At 51.4% G+C, this 16060-nt stretch carries 19 protein-coding genes and 1 tRNA gene; 11 read left to right on the top strand and 9 right to left on the bottom strand.

Annotated elements, in window-relative coordinates; genetic code table 11:
• Window positions 1–242: 242 nt before the first annotated feature.
• Window positions 243–1253, bottom strand: a complete 1011-nt coding sequence (locus tag BM200_RS19890) for a LacI family DNA-binding transcriptional regulator (protein ID WP_091188672.1) — start codon at window positions 1251–1253, stop codon at window positions 243–245.
• A 105-nt stretch (window positions 1254–1358) separates the two neighbouring features.
• Window positions 1359–1907, bottom strand: a complete 549-nt coding sequence (locus tag BM200_RS19895; RefSeq protein WP_091188390.1) for a hypothetical protein — start codon at window positions 1905–1907, stop codon at window positions 1359–1361.
• A gap of 98 nt (window positions 1908–2005) precedes the next feature.
• Here BM200_RS19895 and ilvA point away from each other — a divergent pair, with 98 nt between their 5' ends.
• Window positions 2006–3274, top strand: coding sequence for a threonine ammonia-lyase IlvA (gene ilvA / locus BM200_RS19900; protein WP_091188391.1), 1269 nt, complete (start codon window positions 2006–2008; stop codon window positions 3272–3274).
• A gap of 38 nt (window positions 3275–3312) precedes the next feature.
• Here ilvA and BM200_RS19905 read toward each other — a convergent pair whose 3' ends face one another.
• Window positions 3313–4293 carry an aldo/keto reductase gene (locus tag BM200_RS19905; protein WP_091188392.1) on the bottom strand — a complete coding sequence of 327 codons (981 nt, stop codon included), beginning with the start codon at window positions 4291–4293 and terminating at the stop codon, window positions 3313–3315.
• Between the two features lie 166 nt (window positions 4294–4459).
• Between BM200_RS19905 and BM200_RS19910 the strand changes: the two genes are divergently transcribed.
• The 5 genes from BM200_RS19910 to BM200_RS19925 all read left to right on the top strand — a co-directional run bounded on the left by BM200_RS19910 (window position 4460) and on the right by BM200_RS19925 (window position 8093).
• Window positions 4460–5656, top strand: a complete 1197-nt coding sequence (locus tag BM200_RS19910; RefSeq protein WP_175532934.1) for a diglucosyl diacylglycerol synthase — start codon at window positions 4460–4462, stop codon at window positions 5654–5656.
• A 38-nt stretch (window positions 5657–5694) separates the two neighbouring features.
• Window positions 5695–6870: an MFS transporter gene (locus BM200_RS19915; protein ID WP_175532952.1), complete on the top strand. Its 1176-nt coding sequence runs from the start codon at window positions 5695–5697 to the stop codon at window positions 6868–6870.
• A gap of 39 nt (window positions 6871–6909) precedes the next feature.
• Window positions 6910–7536 (top strand): TVP38/TMEM64 family protein, encoded by a 627-nt coding sequence (locus tag BM200_RS19920; protein ID WP_342716429.1) that lies wholly within the window; start codon window positions 6910–6912, stop codon window positions 7534–7536.
• Window positions 7537–7630: 94 nt separating this feature from the next.
• Window positions 7631–7774, top strand: coding sequence for a hypothetical protein (locus tag BM200_RS30070; protein ID WP_175532935.1), 144 nt, complete (start codon window positions 7631–7633; stop codon window positions 7772–7774).
• Between the two features lie 22 nt (window positions 7775–7796).
• On the top strand, window positions 7797–8093 hold the full coding sequence (locus tag BM200_RS19925; RefSeq protein ID WP_091188395.1) for a transposase: 297 nt from the start codon (window positions 7797–7799) through the stop codon (window positions 8091–8093).
• A gap of 411 nt (window positions 8094–8504) precedes the next feature.
• Here the strand turns inward: BM200_RS19925 and BM200_RS19930 are convergent, their stop codons facing one another.
• Window positions 8505–9581 (bottom strand): FUSC family protein, encoded by a 1077-nt coding sequence (locus BM200_RS19930; protein ID WP_091188396.1) that lies wholly within the window; start codon window positions 9579–9581, stop codon window positions 8505–8507.
• A gap of 200 nt (window positions 9582–9781) precedes the next feature.
• Window positions 9782–10558, bottom strand: a complete 777-nt coding sequence (locus BM200_RS19935; RefSeq protein WP_091188397.1) for a sporulation protein — start codon at window positions 10556–10558, stop codon at window positions 9782–9784.
• A gap of 182 nt (window positions 10559–10740) precedes the next feature.
• On the opposite strand from BM200_RS19935, the gene mscL reads away from it, so the two are divergent.
• Both mscL and BM200_RS19945 read left to right on the top strand, forming a co-directional pair.
• Complete coding sequence (gene mscL / locus BM200_RS19940; RefSeq protein ID WP_091188398.1) at window positions 10741–11247, top strand: large conductance mechanosensitive channel protein MscL; 507 nt, start codon at window positions 10741–10743, stop codon at window positions 11245–11247.
• Window positions 11248–11273: 26 nt separating this feature from the next.
• Window positions 11274–11906 carry an NUDIX hydrolase gene (locus tag BM200_RS19945; protein ID WP_091188399.1) on the top strand — a complete coding sequence of 211 codons (633 nt, stop codon included), beginning with the start codon at window positions 11274–11276 and terminating at the stop codon, window positions 11904–11906.
• A 654-nt stretch (window positions 11907–12560) separates the two neighbouring features.
• Here BM200_RS19945 and BM200_RS19950 read toward each other — a convergent pair.
• Window positions 12561–13031, bottom strand: coding sequence for a hypothetical protein (locus BM200_RS19950; protein WP_139230815.1), 471 nt, complete (start codon window positions 13029–13031; stop codon window positions 12561–12563).
• Window positions 13032–13235: 204 nt separating this feature from the next.
• Here BM200_RS19950 and BM200_RS19955 point away from each other — a divergent pair, with 204 nt between their 5' ends.
• Window positions 13236–13796 carry a superoxide dismutase family protein gene (locus tag BM200_RS19955; RefSeq protein WP_091188401.1) on the top strand — a complete coding sequence of 187 codons (561 nt, stop codon included), beginning with the start codon at window positions 13236–13238 and terminating at the stop codon, window positions 13794–13796.
• Window positions 13797–13879: 83 nt separating this feature from the next.
• Here the strand turns inward: BM200_RS19955 and BM200_RS19960 are convergent, their stop codons facing one another.
• The 3 genes from BM200_RS19960 to BM200_RS19970 all read right to left on the bottom strand — a co-directional run bounded on the left by BM200_RS19960 (window position 13880) and on the right by BM200_RS19970 (window position 15270).
• Window positions 13880–14143 (bottom strand): phage holin family protein, encoded by a 264-nt coding sequence (locus tag BM200_RS19960; protein ID WP_091188402.1) that lies wholly within the window; start codon window positions 14141–14143, stop codon window positions 13880–13882.
• A 147-nt stretch (window positions 14144–14290) separates the two neighbouring features.
• Window positions 14291–14362, bottom strand: a tRNA-Thr gene (locus BM200_RS19965).
• A gap of 101 nt (window positions 14363–14463) precedes the next feature.
• Window positions 14464–15270: a serine/threonine protein kinase gene (locus tag BM200_RS19970; RefSeq protein WP_091188403.1), complete on the bottom strand. Its 807-nt coding sequence runs from the start codon at window positions 15268–15270 to the stop codon at window positions 14464–14466.
• A gap of 208 nt (window positions 15271–15478) precedes the next feature.
• On the opposite strand from BM200_RS19970, the gene BM200_RS19975 reads away from it, so the two are divergent.
• Complete coding sequence (locus BM200_RS19975) at window positions 15479–15685, top strand: hypothetical protein (RefSeq protein WP_091188404.1); 207 nt, start codon at window positions 15479–15481, stop codon at window positions 15683–15685.
• Between the two features lie 112 nt (window positions 15686–15797).
• A complete protein-coding gene (locus BM200_RS19980; protein ID WP_091188405.1) occupies window positions 15798–16016 on the top strand; it encodes a hypothetical protein in 219 nt (72 codons plus the stop codon).
• The last annotated feature ends 44 nt before the right edge of the window (window positions 16017–16060 follow it).

Consider the following 16060-nt stretch of genomic DNA (forward strand, 5'->3'; position numbering starts at 1 on the left):
CCAATTTTTAAAGTTTGTCCCTGTTTTCTAAGAAAACGGCCGAAAACCGCATAGATACGGGCTTTTTCGGTCCGTTTTCCGGCAGTGTCCGGGAAGCACTATGTGAAATCGATAACATATATGCGCTAAAAACAACTGATTTACATCAAAACAGCTGGCATTTATCCTCTTTTGCTTTCCGATTACATCCGCAACGCATTCCCGCTCCGTTCAATAAAAAAAGACTGCCAATGGCAGTCCTTCTAATCCCGTTTATAGCTGGATGATTCTCTTATTATCAATGTCGATTCAATCACATGCTTCTTCTGCATGTTCTGTTCATTCCCGCTCATCTGGGCGATCAGCTTCTCCGTAAGCTGCGATCCCATCTCATACTTCGGCTGCTCTACCGTGCTGAGAGCCGGCAGCAAGTATTCCGTAATCCGGTTATTATCGACGCCAACGACTGCCATGTCCTCCGGAATGCGGATGCCTCTCTCCCGGCACGCACGGTATACGCCCAGCGCCATCTCGTCATTGGCCGCATAGACCGCAGTGAAGGACTGATTACGCTCCAGCAGGCGGCAGAATGCCTGGTAACCGCCGGTCTCTTCGAAATCACCATTATCAATGAGGGATGGCAGGAACGGAATCTTCCCTTCCTTCAGTGCCTTCATATAGCCTTCCATCCGTTCATAATTCTCCAGGGAATCGGAATAACCGCCAATGTAGGCAATCTGCTGATGTCCCTGCTCGACCAGATGACGCACCGCTTCATTCGAGAATTTTACGTTATCGGTCTTGCAGCTTAGGATGTCTTCATGTACAACTGCTCGTCCTACAACGCCAATCACATAGCCTTTCTTCACATACTCCTGGATCGTGTCGTCACTTACCCGCGGTGTAACCAGAATCATCCCGTCAACCGTTCGGTCCGGCAGCAGATCCAGGTACTCCATCTCCTTCTCGATCTGGTTGTCCGAGTCGCAGATGAGCACTTTGTATTTATGGGCGTAAGCCTTATTCTCAATGCCTTTTATAATCTCGGAGAAGTAAGACACATTAATATCCGGCACGATAATGCCGAGCGTCATCGTCCGTTGGGAACGCAGATGCTTGGCTGCCGCATTCGGATGATAATCCATCTCCTCGATGGCTTTGAGCACCTTTATTTTCGTTTTCTCCGATACAAGACTGCTCTCATTCAGCACCCGCGATACAGTCGCGGCAGATACGCCGGCCAGCTTCGCAACATCCACTATTTTTTTGTCCACGATATGATCCCTTACCGTAACGTTTTTACTCATTATATGAATAAATTCTTGCAAGTTCAATATAAGCTTTTCAATGCTTGGGATTGTCGTCCTTTTTGCTGACGGCTACAACCGAAGCTGAAGCTTTATGACAATCTGATTGTCCTGGAACTGCATGTCACCAATTGAAATCAGGCTCGGAAGCTCAATCGGAACAACGATCCGGTCCAACCTCTCTTTCCCCAGATCATAGTCTTTGACCGACAAGGATAAGGGCTCAAGGATAAGATTCGGAGCCTGCCACGTCATCTTGTATGTTGCAAGCATGCCTAGCGGCAGGAAATCGCGGTACGTCATGTTCAAATGGGCAATCAGCCTGTCGCCGCTGAGTTCAAAGCGTGCGCCGTCAAGCGTGGTGTCCGGAGGCAGAGATTCGGGGCTGCCGCTTTGGAGCTGGCTTTTGATCAGATTGTTCACATCGGCTTCCGACAGGACAATCTCCGGCTTTAACTTCTGCACCATCTCCATTGCTTTATCCTTTATCGAGACGGGATCATAGGCTAAATCAAGCTGCTCGGACGGGGCAACATAGGATTTGAGCCATAATCCTCCGCCTGCCACAACGGCAGCCAGCAGCACAATAACAAGAATTAACCATTTCAGCCAGCGGAACATCCTGTCTCCTCCCTTTTTGCCTACATAAAAATAAAGATAGTGCTATAATAAATCATCAGTGTTTGTCGAATCGCGACTATAAATGAGGTGACGCTATTATGGAATTTCAATCATCCTATTTTACCAAGATCGGACTTGAAGATATCGTTCATGCCCAAATGCATCTTAAAGATGTCATTACCCGCACGCCCTTACAATATAACCGCGTCCTCTCCGAGCGTTACGGCTGTAATGTCCTCCTGAAGCGCGAGGATCTGCAGATCGTCCGTTCGTTCAAAATCCGCGGCGCTTACCATCTCATGCGCACTCTGCCGCCCGAGCGTCTCGCTGCAGGTGTTGTCTGCGCCAGCGCGGGCAATCATGCGCAAGGGGTTGCTTATTCCTGCCAGGCTCTTGGCGTACAAGGCAAAATCTATATGCCAAGCACAACGCCGCGGCAAAAGGTAAACCAGGTCTCCTTCTTCGGTGGCACATTCGTCGAGGTTATATTGACCGGCGATACGTTTGATGACGCTTATGCCGAAGCGATCGCCGAAAGCCAGCGCAGCGGTATGGCCTTTATTCACCCGTTTGACGATCCGAAAATCATTGCAGGGAACGGAACCGTTGGCCAGGAGCTGATGGAAGCGGCGGAAACCGTTCCTGATTATGTGCTCGCTTCCGTTGGCGGCGGCGGTCTGGTAGCAGGCGTAGCCTCCTACGTGAAGACCGTCTCCCCAATGACAAAGGTCATTGGCGTGGAGCCGGAAGGCGCGCCTTCGCTCCGCTTATCTCTTGACGCCGGAGAAGTAACTCCTCTCGAGCATATCGACAAGTTCGTAGACGGCGCTGCCGTTAAACGGATCGGCGACCTGACCTTTGCGATCTGCCGCGAGCTGCTCGACGATGTACTGACCGTTCCGGAAGGCAAAATCTGCACGACTCTGCTAGACCTGTACAACGAGAATGCCATTGTCGCAGAACCGGCAGGCGCTTTGCCTATCGCCGCTCTCGACATGCTCCGCGAAGAGATTGCGGGCAAGACGGTCGTGTGCGTCATCAGCGGCGGCAACAATGATGTCGACCGGATGCAGGAAATCAAGGAGCGCTCGCTCATCTATGAAGGGCTGAAGCATTATTTCATGCTTAGCTTTCCACAGCGAGCTGGAGCGCTCCGAGAATTCCTTGACGATGTCCTTGGCCCAAGCGACGACATTACCCGATTCGAATATACGAAGAAGCATAACAAGGACAACGGACCGGCTCTTGTCGGCATTGAGCTCAAGCAGCGTGAGGACTACGCGCCGCTTATCGGCCGGATGCAGAAGAAAGGCTTCCAGTTCGTTGAACTGAACAAAGATCCTGTACTCTTTAACATCCTGATCTGATCCTTACGTGACGCGCCGACGGCTTACCGCTTGGGAGATTACCAAGCGTAGGCTTTCGGCGCGTCTCCGCCTGGACCAGGGAAGATCTCATCAATACGTTTCAATGTCGACTCATCAAGCGTCAGTTCAACCGCGCGAAGCGACCGTTCGAACTGCTCTAGCGTACGAACCCCGATAATTGGGGCTGTAACGGCCGGATTCGCGAGCAGCCATGCCAGCGATACGAGATCCTCCGGTTCGCCCAGCTCATCGCATAATGCCCCGTAAGCATCCAACTGCTCTTTTACTTGGCCAAAACGTTCGTTTTTCTCACCGCTGCGTCTACCCGATGCACCGCGGCGATGATTGCCGGACAGGAGACCTCCGTCCAATGGGCTCCATGGAATAACGCCAAGACCCAGCGCCTTCGAAGCCGGCAGTACTTCCAGCTCCGGCAGACGGCAAAGCAGGTTGTATTTATGCTGCTCGGACACAAGACCCAGAACGCCCCTTGCTTTCGCCTCGCCCTGCGCAACCGCAATATCCCAGCCTGCAAAGTTACTCGAGCCTACATAACCGATCTTGCCTTGATGAACGGCCGTCTCGAATGCACCCCACAGCTCATTCCAGTTCACATTCCGGTCAACGTGATGCATCTGGTACAGCTCGATATGATCCGTCTGAAGACGGCGCAGCGATCCTTCCAGATGACGGCGAATTTTATAGGCAGAAAGACCTGCATCACGGTTTGGACCGTCATAAGGATCATGCATGTCGCCGTATACTTTGGTAGCGAGCACTGTTTTCTCGCGGCGACCGCCGCCTAGTGCGAACCAGCGCCCGATAATCTCTTCGGTGCGGCCGGAATTCTCGCCCCAGCCGTAAATATTAGCTGTATCAATAAAATTAATGCCTGCGTCAAGCGCCGCATCCATTATGCGGAAAGCTTCTTTCTCATCCGTGTCCACGCCAAAATTCATCGTTCCCAGGCAAAGCCGGCTCACACGAAGGCCAGATTGGCCCAAATAGGTGTACTTCATCTCCCGATCACTCCCATTAGTGAGTTTTCCCTGGACCATCCCAAGGAAAGTCTCAGATCAAATTTTGGATACATGTCCCATTATACAAAATTAACATGAGGGAACCAACTTGATCACAATGCGTTGACATTGATCCGCTATACTTGCGGCAGGAGGTGTGCATCTATTGGTTCGTTATCCTGACAGCCATCAGCCTAAGGTGCTGATTTTGTATGCTTCGTATGGTGAAGGTCATCTGCAGGCCGCCAAAGCCATCCGCGATGCCCTGGAGGAACAGGGCAATAACAGAACCGTGATGGTCGATCTGATGGCCGAGTCTCATCCCTGGCTGAACGAAATGACAAGGCGCGTGTATTTGAAAAGCTATACGCATATTCCTCATCTGTACGGCTGGGTATACGATGTCACCCGCCCCATGAAGCATAACTCCTTATTCGGCGGATTCCTGCACTCCTTTGGCCGCGACAAAATCAGAAAGCTGCTCCAGAAAGAAAAGCCCGATGCGGTGATCCACACCTTCCCATTCTTCGCGCTGCCCGACCTTCACCGCCGCCGGCCGAAAAAGACCGTTCTTCCGCAGGCTTCCATTCCAACCTACACCGTTATAACAGACTTTGACCTGCATCGCCGCTGGGTTCATCCCGGTATCGGCCGGTATTTCGTCGCAACAGAAGACATGAAGCAAGAGCTGGGTTCGCTTGGCATCCACCCGGGACGCGTGTCTGTAAGCGGAATCCCGCTTGCGCGGGGCTTCCGAAGCAGCCTGACTCCTTCCTTTGAGCTTTATGAGAAATATGGACTTTCCCCCGAGCAGCCTGTCATTCTGCTTATGCCCGGCGCACAAGGCGTCATGCCGGACTGCGATGAACTATGCCGCCATTTGCTTGAGCAGCACCCAAATGCACAGATCGCCCTTATATGCGGACGCAATAATGTGTTGAAATCCTCAATGGCGGACCAATTTAAACACCATGCAGCGGCAGACCGCCTCCATCTGTATGGCTATGTCAATCAGGTGCATGAGCTGATGGCGCTGTCGACCTGCCTCGTCTCCAAGCCCGGCGGTGTCACGCTTGCCGAAGCGATATGCGCCGGTCTGCCATTATTTCTCTACAAGCCGGTTCCCGGCCAGGAGAAAAACAATGCCCGTTACCTGCAGTCGAAAGGAGCGGCCAGCATTGCCAACGACCCCGAAGAAATGGCAGCGGCCATCATCAAGCTGGTTAATGATCCTGAGCAGCTGAAGCTCAGCGAAGCAGCCGTGCAGCGCCTTCAGACAGAAGGTGCGGCAGCGGACAATATTGCCCATCATATTTTGCTGGAATGCGGTTGGAATGCAAAATTTGGTCAACGCTATAGTTAAGGGTAATTCGAAAAGGAGCCTGACTGCAGGTGAAAAATATGGGGATGAGATTCGGAGCGGAGATGCGGCTGATCTCCGTCATCCTGTTTCTGGTTGAATTTGTACGGGGCGCGGTGCTGATCAGCCTGCTCCCCATTTATGGGGCAAAGGTTCTTGGATTGTCACTGGATGTGATCGGCATCGCGATAACAGCTCATTATTTGACGGACACGCTGCTCAAGATGCTCATTGGCTATCTGCTCGACCGCTTCTCGATCCGTTTCGTGGTGCGGACAGGCCTGTTCATTTCGCTTGCCGGTGTATTCCTGATCCAATTTGCCGATATGGCCTGGCTGTTTATTCTCGCTGCTGCTCTGTACGGCATCGGAATGTCGCCGATCTGGATTGTTTGTCTGACGAAGGTATCCGATGACAAAAGAGCGACACAAATGGGGCTGCTCTATACGATATGGCTTGCCGGACTTGGTGCCGGCCCGATTGTATGCAATATTTTGCTCGACTATTATGTGAACGGTACATACTTCCTGCTGCTCATTCTGTCGGTCTTTGCGACATTCCTGGCTTTTTTCATGAATGGCGCGAAGGCAGTAGGGCAGCAAATTCAAACCATTCCATTAAAACGGCAACTTGCAGCTCTGATCGAACGTATAAAAGCTATGCGCATGCTTCTGCCGGGTATGATTCTGCAGACAGCAGGCGCCAGCATGCTTGTTCCCGTCCTGCCAAACTTCGCCGAGAAAGAGCTTGGGCTTGCAGGTGCCCAGTACTCCCTTCTGCTGACGGCGGGCGGAATATGTGCCGCGGCAGGGCTCATTCCAATGGGCCGTTTATCGGACAAGCTTGGCGGCAAGAAGTGGTTTCTGATCATCGGCTTTGCCGTTTTTGCTGCCGGGCTGTATATGTTGGCATGGCGGCTTCCGTTTTGGTATTGTTTAGTTATTGTGATTATAATCGGGTTATCCTATGCAGCGATCCTGCCGGCCTGGAATGCTTTGCTTGCGGCATACGTGCCCCCGAAGCAGGAAGGTTTAGGCTGGGGGCTGCTGTCGACCGTTGAAGGTCTCGGCGGTATGATCGGGCCCGTTGCGGGCGGCTTAATAGCCGCAAGCTATGGCGCATCCTCGGTCCTGTATATCAGTGCCACGCTGTTTGGGCTCATTGCCCTTTTGTATGTGATGATTCCGGCAGCCAGGATGAACGGCAAGAACGGATAGTTGATTCGAATTATTTTCCCGCAAAGGGGTAGAGTGGGGTTGTATTCAACAATGTATGTGATGGAGAATATGAAGAATCTGTTAGTCCAGATGCGAAGTCTGGATCTTGAGCATTTGCAGCGGACGCTGGAGAGTTATTCGCAGTTTGGCATTTTGCCCGGTATTTTGCTGCCGCTTCTTGAATCGTTCCTGCCATTCCTTCCCTTGGTCGTCATTGTCGCGGCGAATGCGAATATTTTCGGACTGTGGCTTGGCTTTCTGCTCTCCTGGATCGGCGTATCCATTGGTGCCGTATGCGTATTCCTGATCAGCCGTAAGCTGGGGAAGAATGTGAAGGCTAAGATTGAACGGAGATTCCCTAAGACCGAGAGGTTCTTCAAATGGGTGGATCAGAAAGGATTCACGCCGCTTTTTCTGCTGGCCTGCTTCCCGTTCTCTCCTTCCTCCATTATTAATATTGTCTCCGGCTTCAGCAAAATCCCGTTCCGCACCTTTGTCCTTGCAACCGTTCTGGGTAAAGCGGTCATGATTCTCAGCATCTCGCTGATCAGCTTCAATATCGGCAGTTTCCGCGAGGAGCCTTGGCGCATCTTCGTTACCTGCGCCGTGATTATTATCATGTGGTTCGGCGGCAAAAAAATCGAGTCCCGTTATCACGTGAACTAAACAGTAATTTGTTCCTCTTGCCCTTGACTGCTCATACAATGCCTCCTTTCGTGGCAAACTCTAAAGGATTAACTGCCGAAAGGAGGATGGCAGCATGTCAGGTGAATGGCCGTCCCATAAACAAGTCGAAGCCAGCAAAGCGCAATCATTAGCGGACCGTACCGGCAAAGGCAAGCAGAAGGCTAACGAAATGCAATCCGAAGCCGATGCAGCAGCGGTACCGAAGCACGGATTATAAGCTAAGGGAAGGACGAGTGGCCATGAGCGAGCAAGAACATCAGCATAATGAGATGGATCCGATGTCAGGCGAGCACGTCGAGGTATCGGGTGTTTATAAAAATGAATTAGGCCGCGTAGAAAAGCTTGAACGCGGCGTTGTATTCCCGGCCGATCCGCAGCTCGGGACGACCGAATGGGAGCTTGTCGAGCTTGATTTCGACAATCACCATGAAGGCCGTACGGATCCGCGGCTTATTCCGAAGGATGACGACGACGATCCGGAAGCTCATATGCAGCATCCGCGCCGCCATAAGGGGAGTAACAAGACGGACTCTTAGGTTGTGTTTGTGAGGCGTGGTGTGCAGCGGTGGTCGGGGTGACGGGAATGTGTCTACCCCTCCCCTAGCTGCACCAAACACAAAAACGGCCCCCTCTTATTTTTGAGGGGGCCGTTTTTGTGTTCGGCTGCTTGGCCTGCCGACCGGCTTAGTTCGAATTATTTTTGTACTTGCGGTTTTCCTTGATCATTGGGATCGTTAGATCGCGACGGTTTATGCTTTGGCGTATTATTATCGGGTTTGGCTTTCGTACTCATAGCATTGTTCACCTCCTTGGTTAATCATAAAGAGTATCTCTCTAAACCGTTATCCTTATGAGACTTCGCTGTCGCTATATTTTTAGTGTCTAGAAAGCAAAAAAAAAGAAACCTGTCGTTTAGAAAACGTCAGGTTTCTCTGCCATTTGCCCCGTTAATCCTGGATCGCCGCGGGCTCGTCTGCCTTGTCGGCGCTGCGTCGTTCCTCGGCTTCGCCGGAGGTGCGCTGGGTATGGTCGACCAGCTTCTCAAGGCGGCGAAGATGGTAGGCGTATTCGAACAACGCGGAGGCGACGAAGATAAGCCGCTTATGTTCATCCGGATCCTCGCGGACATAGTCCGTGAGCTCGGCGACAAGGCGCGCCTCCCGCTCCTCGCCAGGCTCCATGGACATGTTAGGCTTCATCTTGTTTTCGAGCTTCAGCACGATTGATTCGTGGTACTTCGTCAAATCCTCAATTTGACGGTCAAACCGGACTGCCCATTCCCCTGCCTTCGGCGAAGCGAAATAATGCTCCTCGACGACCTCCAGCAGATCCGAGCCCTTCTGCAGCGCCCGGATCATCTGCTTGGACACAAGCAGCTGCCTGGCGTGGCTTCTCTTCGCGCGGGCAAGCACCTTCCGTTCCTCTTCGAACAGGTTGTAGCTGTCCTCGAGCTTGCGCAGTGTTTTGTGCAGCTTATCCTTCTCCTTGCGGTAGACCTGCTCCCGCATTTCATTGGAAATCGCCGTCCGCAGCAGCAACGACATCTGTGAGAACGCATGATGTCCCTGCTCGGTAAACTGCCTTCTTGGACGAGGCGGGAAGACAAGCACATTAACCGTAAAGGCTGCTCCCATTCCCGCCAATACCATCAGAAACCGTTCAAGCGCAAGAGTCATCTCCTGGCCGTGCGCCTCCATGATGGCTACTACAGTGACTAGCGTAACGCCTATGGTTGTCTCCATTTTAAGCCTGATACTTACCAGAATAACGAGAATACATACAAGTCCAACTGCAATTGGCGTTTGCCCAAACAGCTTCATCGCAGCCAGCGCCATCGCGGCTCCCAGCAGATTCGTCTGGAGCTGGTCCAGCACCTGCTGCCACGAGCGGTAAATGGACGGCTGGATGGTCAGAATAGCTGCGACCGTTGTAATAAGCGGGGAAGCAAAACCAAATAATCCGCTTAGATAGATGGCAAGTGCGACTGCCATACCTGTCTTGAGCACCCGCGCTCCAATTGTCATACCAACTTCTCCTTCACGAGCGAGAAGACTCGCCCATCCTTGTCTTCCCTTTATTATGCCACAAACGCTAAATTAGCCAAGGATTTCATCCTGTTTGTTCACTAAATCTTCTACCGTGAGCACAAAAAAAAGCCCGAGACGCCCCTCACGGAAGCATCTCGGAACGTCCAGATCACTTGCTGAATTAACCTGCTGCCAAACTAGATTGTTCTGGCGATCAGCTCGGACAGCTGGCGGGCAATGCCTGACGGTCCTGCCTGAAGCTGTTCTTCGGTAAATCTGCAGCGTACAAAGGTTTCATCCATATCAAGCGCTTCGGCGAACAGGCCGCTCAGCCCTCTCGCCCGCCGGTCAACCTGAAGAATCAGCTCCAGCTCGCGGTCTGACGAAAAGAACATAACCTCCAGCTCATCCAGCTGCCCCCTGAACTGGCTGGTTGGCACAAATTCGAACTCTTGCACGAATGGCATTCCCCCTCCATGACGCGGGGAATATTCGCACTCTGCCTGCCGCAGGCGGAAGCCAAGCAGATCCAGCGCATGAAGCACGGTGTTAATCCCGCTTGTTGGCAGTACATCAATCCGGTCGTTATCTCCCGGATCCACGGCACCGCGAATATCAAGCTCTGTCTTCACCCATACCGGTGCCCGGCCGATGGTAAGCGGGGTTTGATACGGCAAACGGAAGGCGAATGGAACCTCTTTGGTTTCGCCGGCCTGCAGGGTGAACGGAGCGCTGACATGATAACGTCCAACTTCCCCGTGCTGCCTGATTTTGCTGTCATTGCTTTCCCTAATGTATTCGGTCATAACCGACAATTGAATGGTATCTATGTTTTGCGGAACACTGCCCCCACGAATATTGACTACACCCCGAACCTCTTCGCCAGGCACATATTGTGACTTCTCAAGAAGCGTATCGATTTTGGCGGAACCAATTCCAATACTGGCCAATAAACGATTAAACATGTCATCCATCCCTTCACGCTCATAATTGGATTAAATAAGATTGCCTAAACCTATTACGGCCGACTGGCGAAAGAAGTTGCATTTTTCTAAAGGGTCATTTCATCCTCATTCCACCTCGTACTTTCTATCGGAAGCAAGATCGACTAATATAGTAGAGTAGATTTCATAGAGTTTGGCAGGAGGGATTTATCATGAAAAAATTTATTCAGGAATTCAAGGAATTCGCCATTAAAGGGAATGTGATCGATCTTGCGGTCGGTGTTATTATCGGCGGCGCCTTTGGCAAAATCGTCACTTCACTCGTGAACGATATCATTATGCCTCCCATCGGGCGGATGTTAGGCGGAGCCGATTTCAAGGACTTATTCATTAATCTCGGCTCGGACAAGCCTCTGCCCGAAGGCGTTACAATGGACTCTATCCATACGATTACCGATGCGACCAAATATGGAGTAGCCGTTATCGCTTACGGCCAATTCATTAACGTATTACTGGACTTCTTCATCGTTGCCGCTTGTATCTTCCTCTTGGTCAAAGGCATCAACATCCTGCGCCGCATCAAGCCGGAGGAAGCTGCAGCTCCCGCAGAGCCTACCGAGAAGGAATGCCCGTACTGCTTGTCCCAAATTCCGATCAAGGCTACGCGCTGCAAGCATTGCACTTCCGTTCTGGAAGAAGGAACAGCAAGCAGCAGTTAGGAACCTGACAAAAAGGTGGCTATCCCATGGCAGAAGAACGCTTCGATATTTACGATGAACATCTGAGGCCGCTTGGCACCGCCAGCCGGGCTGAGACGCATGCGCTTGGCTACTGGCACCGTTCCTTCCATTGCTGGCTGACGCGCCGCGAGGAGAACCGCCGCTTCGTGCGGTTCCAGCTGCGCCAAGCCGGGAAGGATACCTATCCCGGCTGTTACGATATTACCGCAGCGGGCCATCTGACCGCCGGCGAGACCATACAAGACGCGGTGCGCGAGATCGAAGAGGAGCTTGGTGTTGCCGCCCGCTTCGAGGACCTGATCCCGCTCGGCAAAGCACGCAAGGAAATGTTCGGCGAAGTAAAAGGCGTGCCTTTCATTGACCGCGAGGTCAGCGACGTTTTTGCTCTTGTGTGCTCTTTGCCGCTTGACGCCTTAAAGCTGCAAGCTGAAGAAGTGGCGGCTGTATTCGAGGCTGACGTCGAACAGCTGATTCGGCTGTTCGAGGGAGAGCTTCCGGAACTGATTTGCCAGGGCGTTGGGACATCGGCTGAAGGTGTCCTATCCACGGTGACGAGAGCCGTCCGAGTTGCTGAATTTGTGCCGCGGGAGCCGAGCTATTACGCATCGATAATGCGGGCCTTGCGCGATTGTACGTAACCGAGACCCCGCTTGGGAGCTCCGGCTTCCCGCTGTTTGAGCGGACACCCCAGGCTGCTTCCCAGTTCTTGTACCACTGGTCGATCATGCCGTGGATATTGTAGAACACCGTTTGTCTGGGCGCCAAGTCAAAGTTATCGATCTCCGGCGAGTTAAACAGCCTCGAAGAAGTCGCATGGATACAGCCGTGAACCCCGCTTGATTCAAGAAACCGGCCGAAATCATCCAGCGTGGGGAACGACCTCGGGTTGTAGAGAATCCGGTATAACGCCTGCTGATTCATACAAGGGGCCTGCATGATACCCGCCGGCATTTCCGGCCAGCCAGCGATAGCCCGTTTGTCATATCCTACGTTGTCAAACCAGGTATTTACCTTGTTAATAAAATAGCGGTGGAACCGTAAAAACTGCTCGCCGAACCCGGGTGGCGGAATCGTCCCTGGCGTCACATGATGCCGATGATGCCATACTTTATGCTCCTCCAGCCATTCCCGCGGGAAGTTCGGGATAATAGGCATTGTCATTCGCCTCCTGTACCAAGCGATATCTTTCATATCGTATGCGTAGGCGGATGAATAAGTGTAGACGCCTATCAAGCTGCAAACAGAAAGGCTGCTCCCTTAGACGGGAGCAGCCTTTCCTGCGGTTTGGAACATTAGAACCAGCAGCAGCCTCTGTTATTATTTTGTCGATCGCTGATGTCATCCACTCCGCGACGACGAACGCAAATATCAAATGATACGACTACATCTCTGTAGCGACCAAAAGAGCATCTAACGCGTACGCAATCTGCATTTCTCGTACGGAAGAAATCCACAACGCGGCAATGGCAGCCGACCAGGCACTGTACGGCTTGGGCATCATGATCGCGGATAGCTCTAACAAGCTTCTCAGCAACTCTTTCGTTTTTCAGATTGTCAAACACCTTGCTTAGATGTTTACCCGCATCCTGTACGCCTTCTACCGCAGGATCCTGATGGTCATTGTCACAATGACGATGATTGTTTCCGCCGGATTCAACGCCACCTACACGATCCCCCATTGAACACCCACAGTTCGAGATGCGAGCTCCTTTTTTCGCTCTGCGTTTCACGCTTTTAACTTTCACTTTAAATTTAGCAGACAATACTTTCACTCCTCTCAATCGATCTGCTTTTATACTATTCAGATTTAAGAGAGAAGTATGGACGAGTGGATAGGGTGAAACATACAAATTAATAGACATACAGATTTAAAGGTAAATTATTTATGCGGCGAATTTGCCGCTTATGAATAATTAACCCCCTCTTGGTAAAAGCTAACTTGGAAATTACGCCCCAAGGAGGATAACATGAACAAATCCATTATGCTGTGCTCGCTTGGCTTCCTGATTACAAGCTGCGGGTTCTCCAGTATGGCAGCCGCCAGCCATGGACATGGCCATCACACACGTGGCCACGTGATGGAAGCAAAAGCTGCGTTTATTGATACGAAAGGCAATCAGATCGGTACTGTCGTACTGACGGAGGAAAAAGACGGCGTGCACCTGAAGCTGGATGCCAAGGGCCTTACGCCAGGCGTTCACGGCATTCACTTCCATAACGTCGGCAAATGCGAAGCGCCGTCCTTCGAATCCGCAGGCTCTCACCTGAATCCGAAGAACAAGCAGCATGGCTTCGACAATCCGCAAGGCTTCCATGACGGCGATCTGCCGAACATTACCGTTGGAAAAGACGGTACCGTAAAAGCCGAGATTATCTCGAAAAATGTGACGCTGGACAGTGAAGCACCAAACTCTCTGCTGCCAGCAGCAGGCACTGCGATTGTCATTCATGAAAAAGCCGATGATTACAAAACAGACCCGGCCGGCAATTCCGGCAGCCGTATCGCTTGCGGTGTAATCCAGCATTAGAACGTCAAAGGCACAGCATCCGGCTTCGGATCGCTGTGCCTTTTTCACCTCAATATCTTCTCTCCACAATAAACCGCGGCCGCTCATTTCCGCTTCGTAAACGTCTGCTTCACGACCTGGTTTCCGTATACGGAAACCGCTCCGCATAAAACACCCTGCAGCACGCTCTGCACATCAAAGCCTAAAATGAGGCACGAGCAGATAATAGCAACCCCCGTAACCGCATACACAATGCTCCAATCCGGCACGGCCGGCGTCTGCTTCAGCATGTAGCCGATAACCCAACAAGCCGCAACCACAATCATTAACCGGGGATCAATCAGATCGGTAATATCATCCCAGGACATACCGCCACTTCCTTCGCTCCACGATATAAGAACCCTGCTTTATTCTATGAATCTATGGACCGCGAAGTTCCGGACAACCACCTGGAGCAGACAAAAAGCGCGGCATCCCGAAACCTCGGAACCCGCGCCGTTACTGGCTTTGAAGAATGCTGATGAAGGGAATTGAACCCCCGGCCTACGCATTACGAGTGCGTTGCTCTACCCCTGAGCTACATCAGCGAGACAATTATTAGGATACGAATTTTTATTTTAAAAGTCAACCCGTTTCCGCCTCTTTTTCTGGGTGCTCATACCTTAACCGGATTCGACATTTTGCCGCCTCATTCGTTATTTCCCGAGGAATAATGCTCCAGAATTCCCTCCAGAATCCGTCCGCATTCGGCTGCCGTCTGCCATCTGCTCTCAAGCAGGCCTTTGACAAAACTTCTTACTTCGGGCTTCAGCGTAAGCTCTTCCTCCCAGCCTCGCTCCTCCTCTCCCTCTTCCGGCGTATAGCCGGCATACATGAGGAACAGGAATAGATGACCGAGACCATACAAATCACTAGTCCGGTCCGGCTGGCGCATGCGATGCTTGACGGCCCCCCAGCTGTCAGCGAATCCGCTTGGCGCCTCTTCTTCCCGCCCGTCAGGATTTTTTTCCCCAATCCGGCAAGCAAGGCCAAGATCAATCAAATAAATGTTCTCCCGGTGCAGCATAACATTCGGGATCCGTACATCACGATGCACATAACCCGCTTCATGCAAATGCTTCAAGGGAGAGAGCAAATCCTGTACCATCAGCAGAGCTTCAAGTTCTGTATAGGTTCTTCCCTCGAGCAAAATCGCCTGCTCCGCATTAACCCCATCAATGAAGGCCATAATTAATGCAGCTTCCCGTCGGTGCATTGCCCAGTCCAGCCATTGCGGCATCTGCGGATGATCAAGCTTCTGAAGAATATCATTTTCACGTCTCAGCAGTCTTCGTCCTGTATCCCGCTTGCTTGGTTTGGCACGCTTCAGCAGAACGGACGTCCCGCTCCGAAGATCCGTACAGCGATAAGCCTGACCATAACTGCCCATCCCGAGGAATTCCTCGATCCGGTAGGTTTCCGCCCAGACGAGCCCTTCCCTTAACGGGTAGTCCATCCATTTAATTATCCATTGCTTCCACCAGATAGGAATCCCTCCTTGCCATTCACAATACGGGATGAGAGCAGGTTTGGTTTCCTGGTACCAAAAGCGGAATAGCCGGAATGAACGAAACCTGGGGTATACAGCTGCGTATTATTTGATAAGTCTAAAGTGTTTCAAATCTATAAAAAAGACTTAATTATGAATATAGGAGGTCAAAATTATGATTAGACACTTGATACAAAGACTCCTCGGTTCGATTACCGGCAAGCATAATAACCATCATGGTCATTATGGCCATAAAGGCCATCAAGGACACTTCGGCCGCAGCAGCAGCGATTACAAAAAAGGCAACTACTATCCGCCACAACAACCGCCGTACGGTCATAGCCACTACAAGAAAAAGTATGGCAGCTACAGCAGCAGCTAAAGGAAATTGTTAGGAGTATGTTAGCAAACTAAACAATAACCTTATGACCATTTTATAAGCGGCTAAAACGTTTCTAGTAAACTGGAAAAAAACGAGTGGAGGTGCGAATGGTATGATGAAAATCATTACCTTCAAAGACCGTTCGGTTCCCGTTTATTACGTTAACGAGCAAGCGGCTTCCGTTGAGCAACTTCATCATAAATTGGTTGAGATGGAATTCAACTTCGATTTCCGCAAGAAGTGGAAACGTATATCGAAGGTCGAGGTTGTCCGCGACGTTGCGATTTTCCAATATAATGACGGGACTAAGCTGTATCTTGAAGTAAGCTAACGAAAGAAAAGAACCAACTGATCGGCAAACACAAAAGCCCCGAA

The sequence above is a fragment of the Paenibacillus catalpae genome (assembly GCF_900112695.1).
Lineage (GTDB): Bacteria > Bacillota > Bacilli > Paenibacillales > Paenibacillaceae > Pristimantibacillus > Pristimantibacillus catalpae.

Excerpts from the sequence above, each read along its gene's own strand:
- BM200_RS19895 (WP_091188390.1), bottom strand. The coding sequence starts at position 1,907 with ATGTTCCGCTGGCTGAAATGGTTAATTCTTGTTATTGTGCTGCTGGCT.
- ilvA (WP_091188391.1), top strand. The coding sequence starts at position 2,006 with ATGGAATTTCAATCATCCTATTTTACCAAGATCGGACTTGAAGATATC.
- BM200_RS19975 (WP_091188404.1), top strand. The coding sequence starts at position 15,479 with ATGATTAGACACTTGATACAAAGACTCCTCGGTTCGATTACCGGCAAG.
- BM200_RS19905 (WP_091188392.1), bottom strand. The coding sequence starts at position 4,293 with ATGAAGTACACCTATTTGGGCCAATCTGGCCTTCGTGTGAGCCGGCTT.
- BM200_RS19980 (WP_091188405.1), top strand. The coding sequence starts at position 15,798 with ATGATGAAAATCATTACCTTCAAAGACCGTTCGGTTCCCGTTTATTAC.
- mscL (WP_091188398.1), top strand. The coding sequence starts at position 10,741 with ATGAAAAAATTTATTCAGGAATTCAAGGAATTCGCCATTAAAGGGAAT.
- BM200_RS19955 (WP_091188401.1), top strand. The coding sequence starts at position 13,236 with ATGAACAAATCCATTATGCTGTGCTCGCTTGGCTTCCTGATTACAAGC.
- BM200_RS19970 (WP_091188403.1), bottom strand. The coding sequence starts at position 15,270 with ATGGACTACCCGTTAAGGGAAGGGCTCGTCTGGGCGGAAACCTACCGG.
- BM200_RS19945 (WP_091188399.1), top strand. The coding sequence starts at position 11,274 with ATGGCAGAAGAACGCTTCGATATTTACGATGAACATCTGAGGCCGCTT.
- BM200_RS19915 (WP_175532952.1), top strand. The coding sequence starts at position 5,695 with ATGGGGATGAGATTCGGAGCGGAGATGCGGCTGATCTCCGTCATCCTG.
- BM200_RS19930 (WP_091188396.1), bottom strand. The coding sequence starts at position 9,581 with ATGACAATTGGAGCGCGGGTGCTCAAGACAGGTATGGCAGTCGCACTT.
- BM200_RS19935 (WP_091188397.1), bottom strand. The coding sequence starts at position 10,558 with ATGGATGACATGTTTAATCGTTTATTGGCCAGTATTGGAATTGGTTCC.
- BM200_RS19925 (WP_091188395.1), top strand. The coding sequence starts at position 7,797 with ATGAGCGAGCAAGAACATCAGCATAATGAGATGGATCCGATGTCAGGC.
- BM200_RS19960 (WP_091188402.1), bottom strand. The coding sequence starts at position 14,143 with ATGTCCTGGGATGATATTACCGATCTGATTGATCCCCGGTTAATGATT.
- BM200_RS30070 (WP_175532935.1), top strand. The coding sequence starts at position 7,631 with ATGTCAGGTGAATGGCCGTCCCATAAACAAGTCGAAGCCAGCAAAGCG.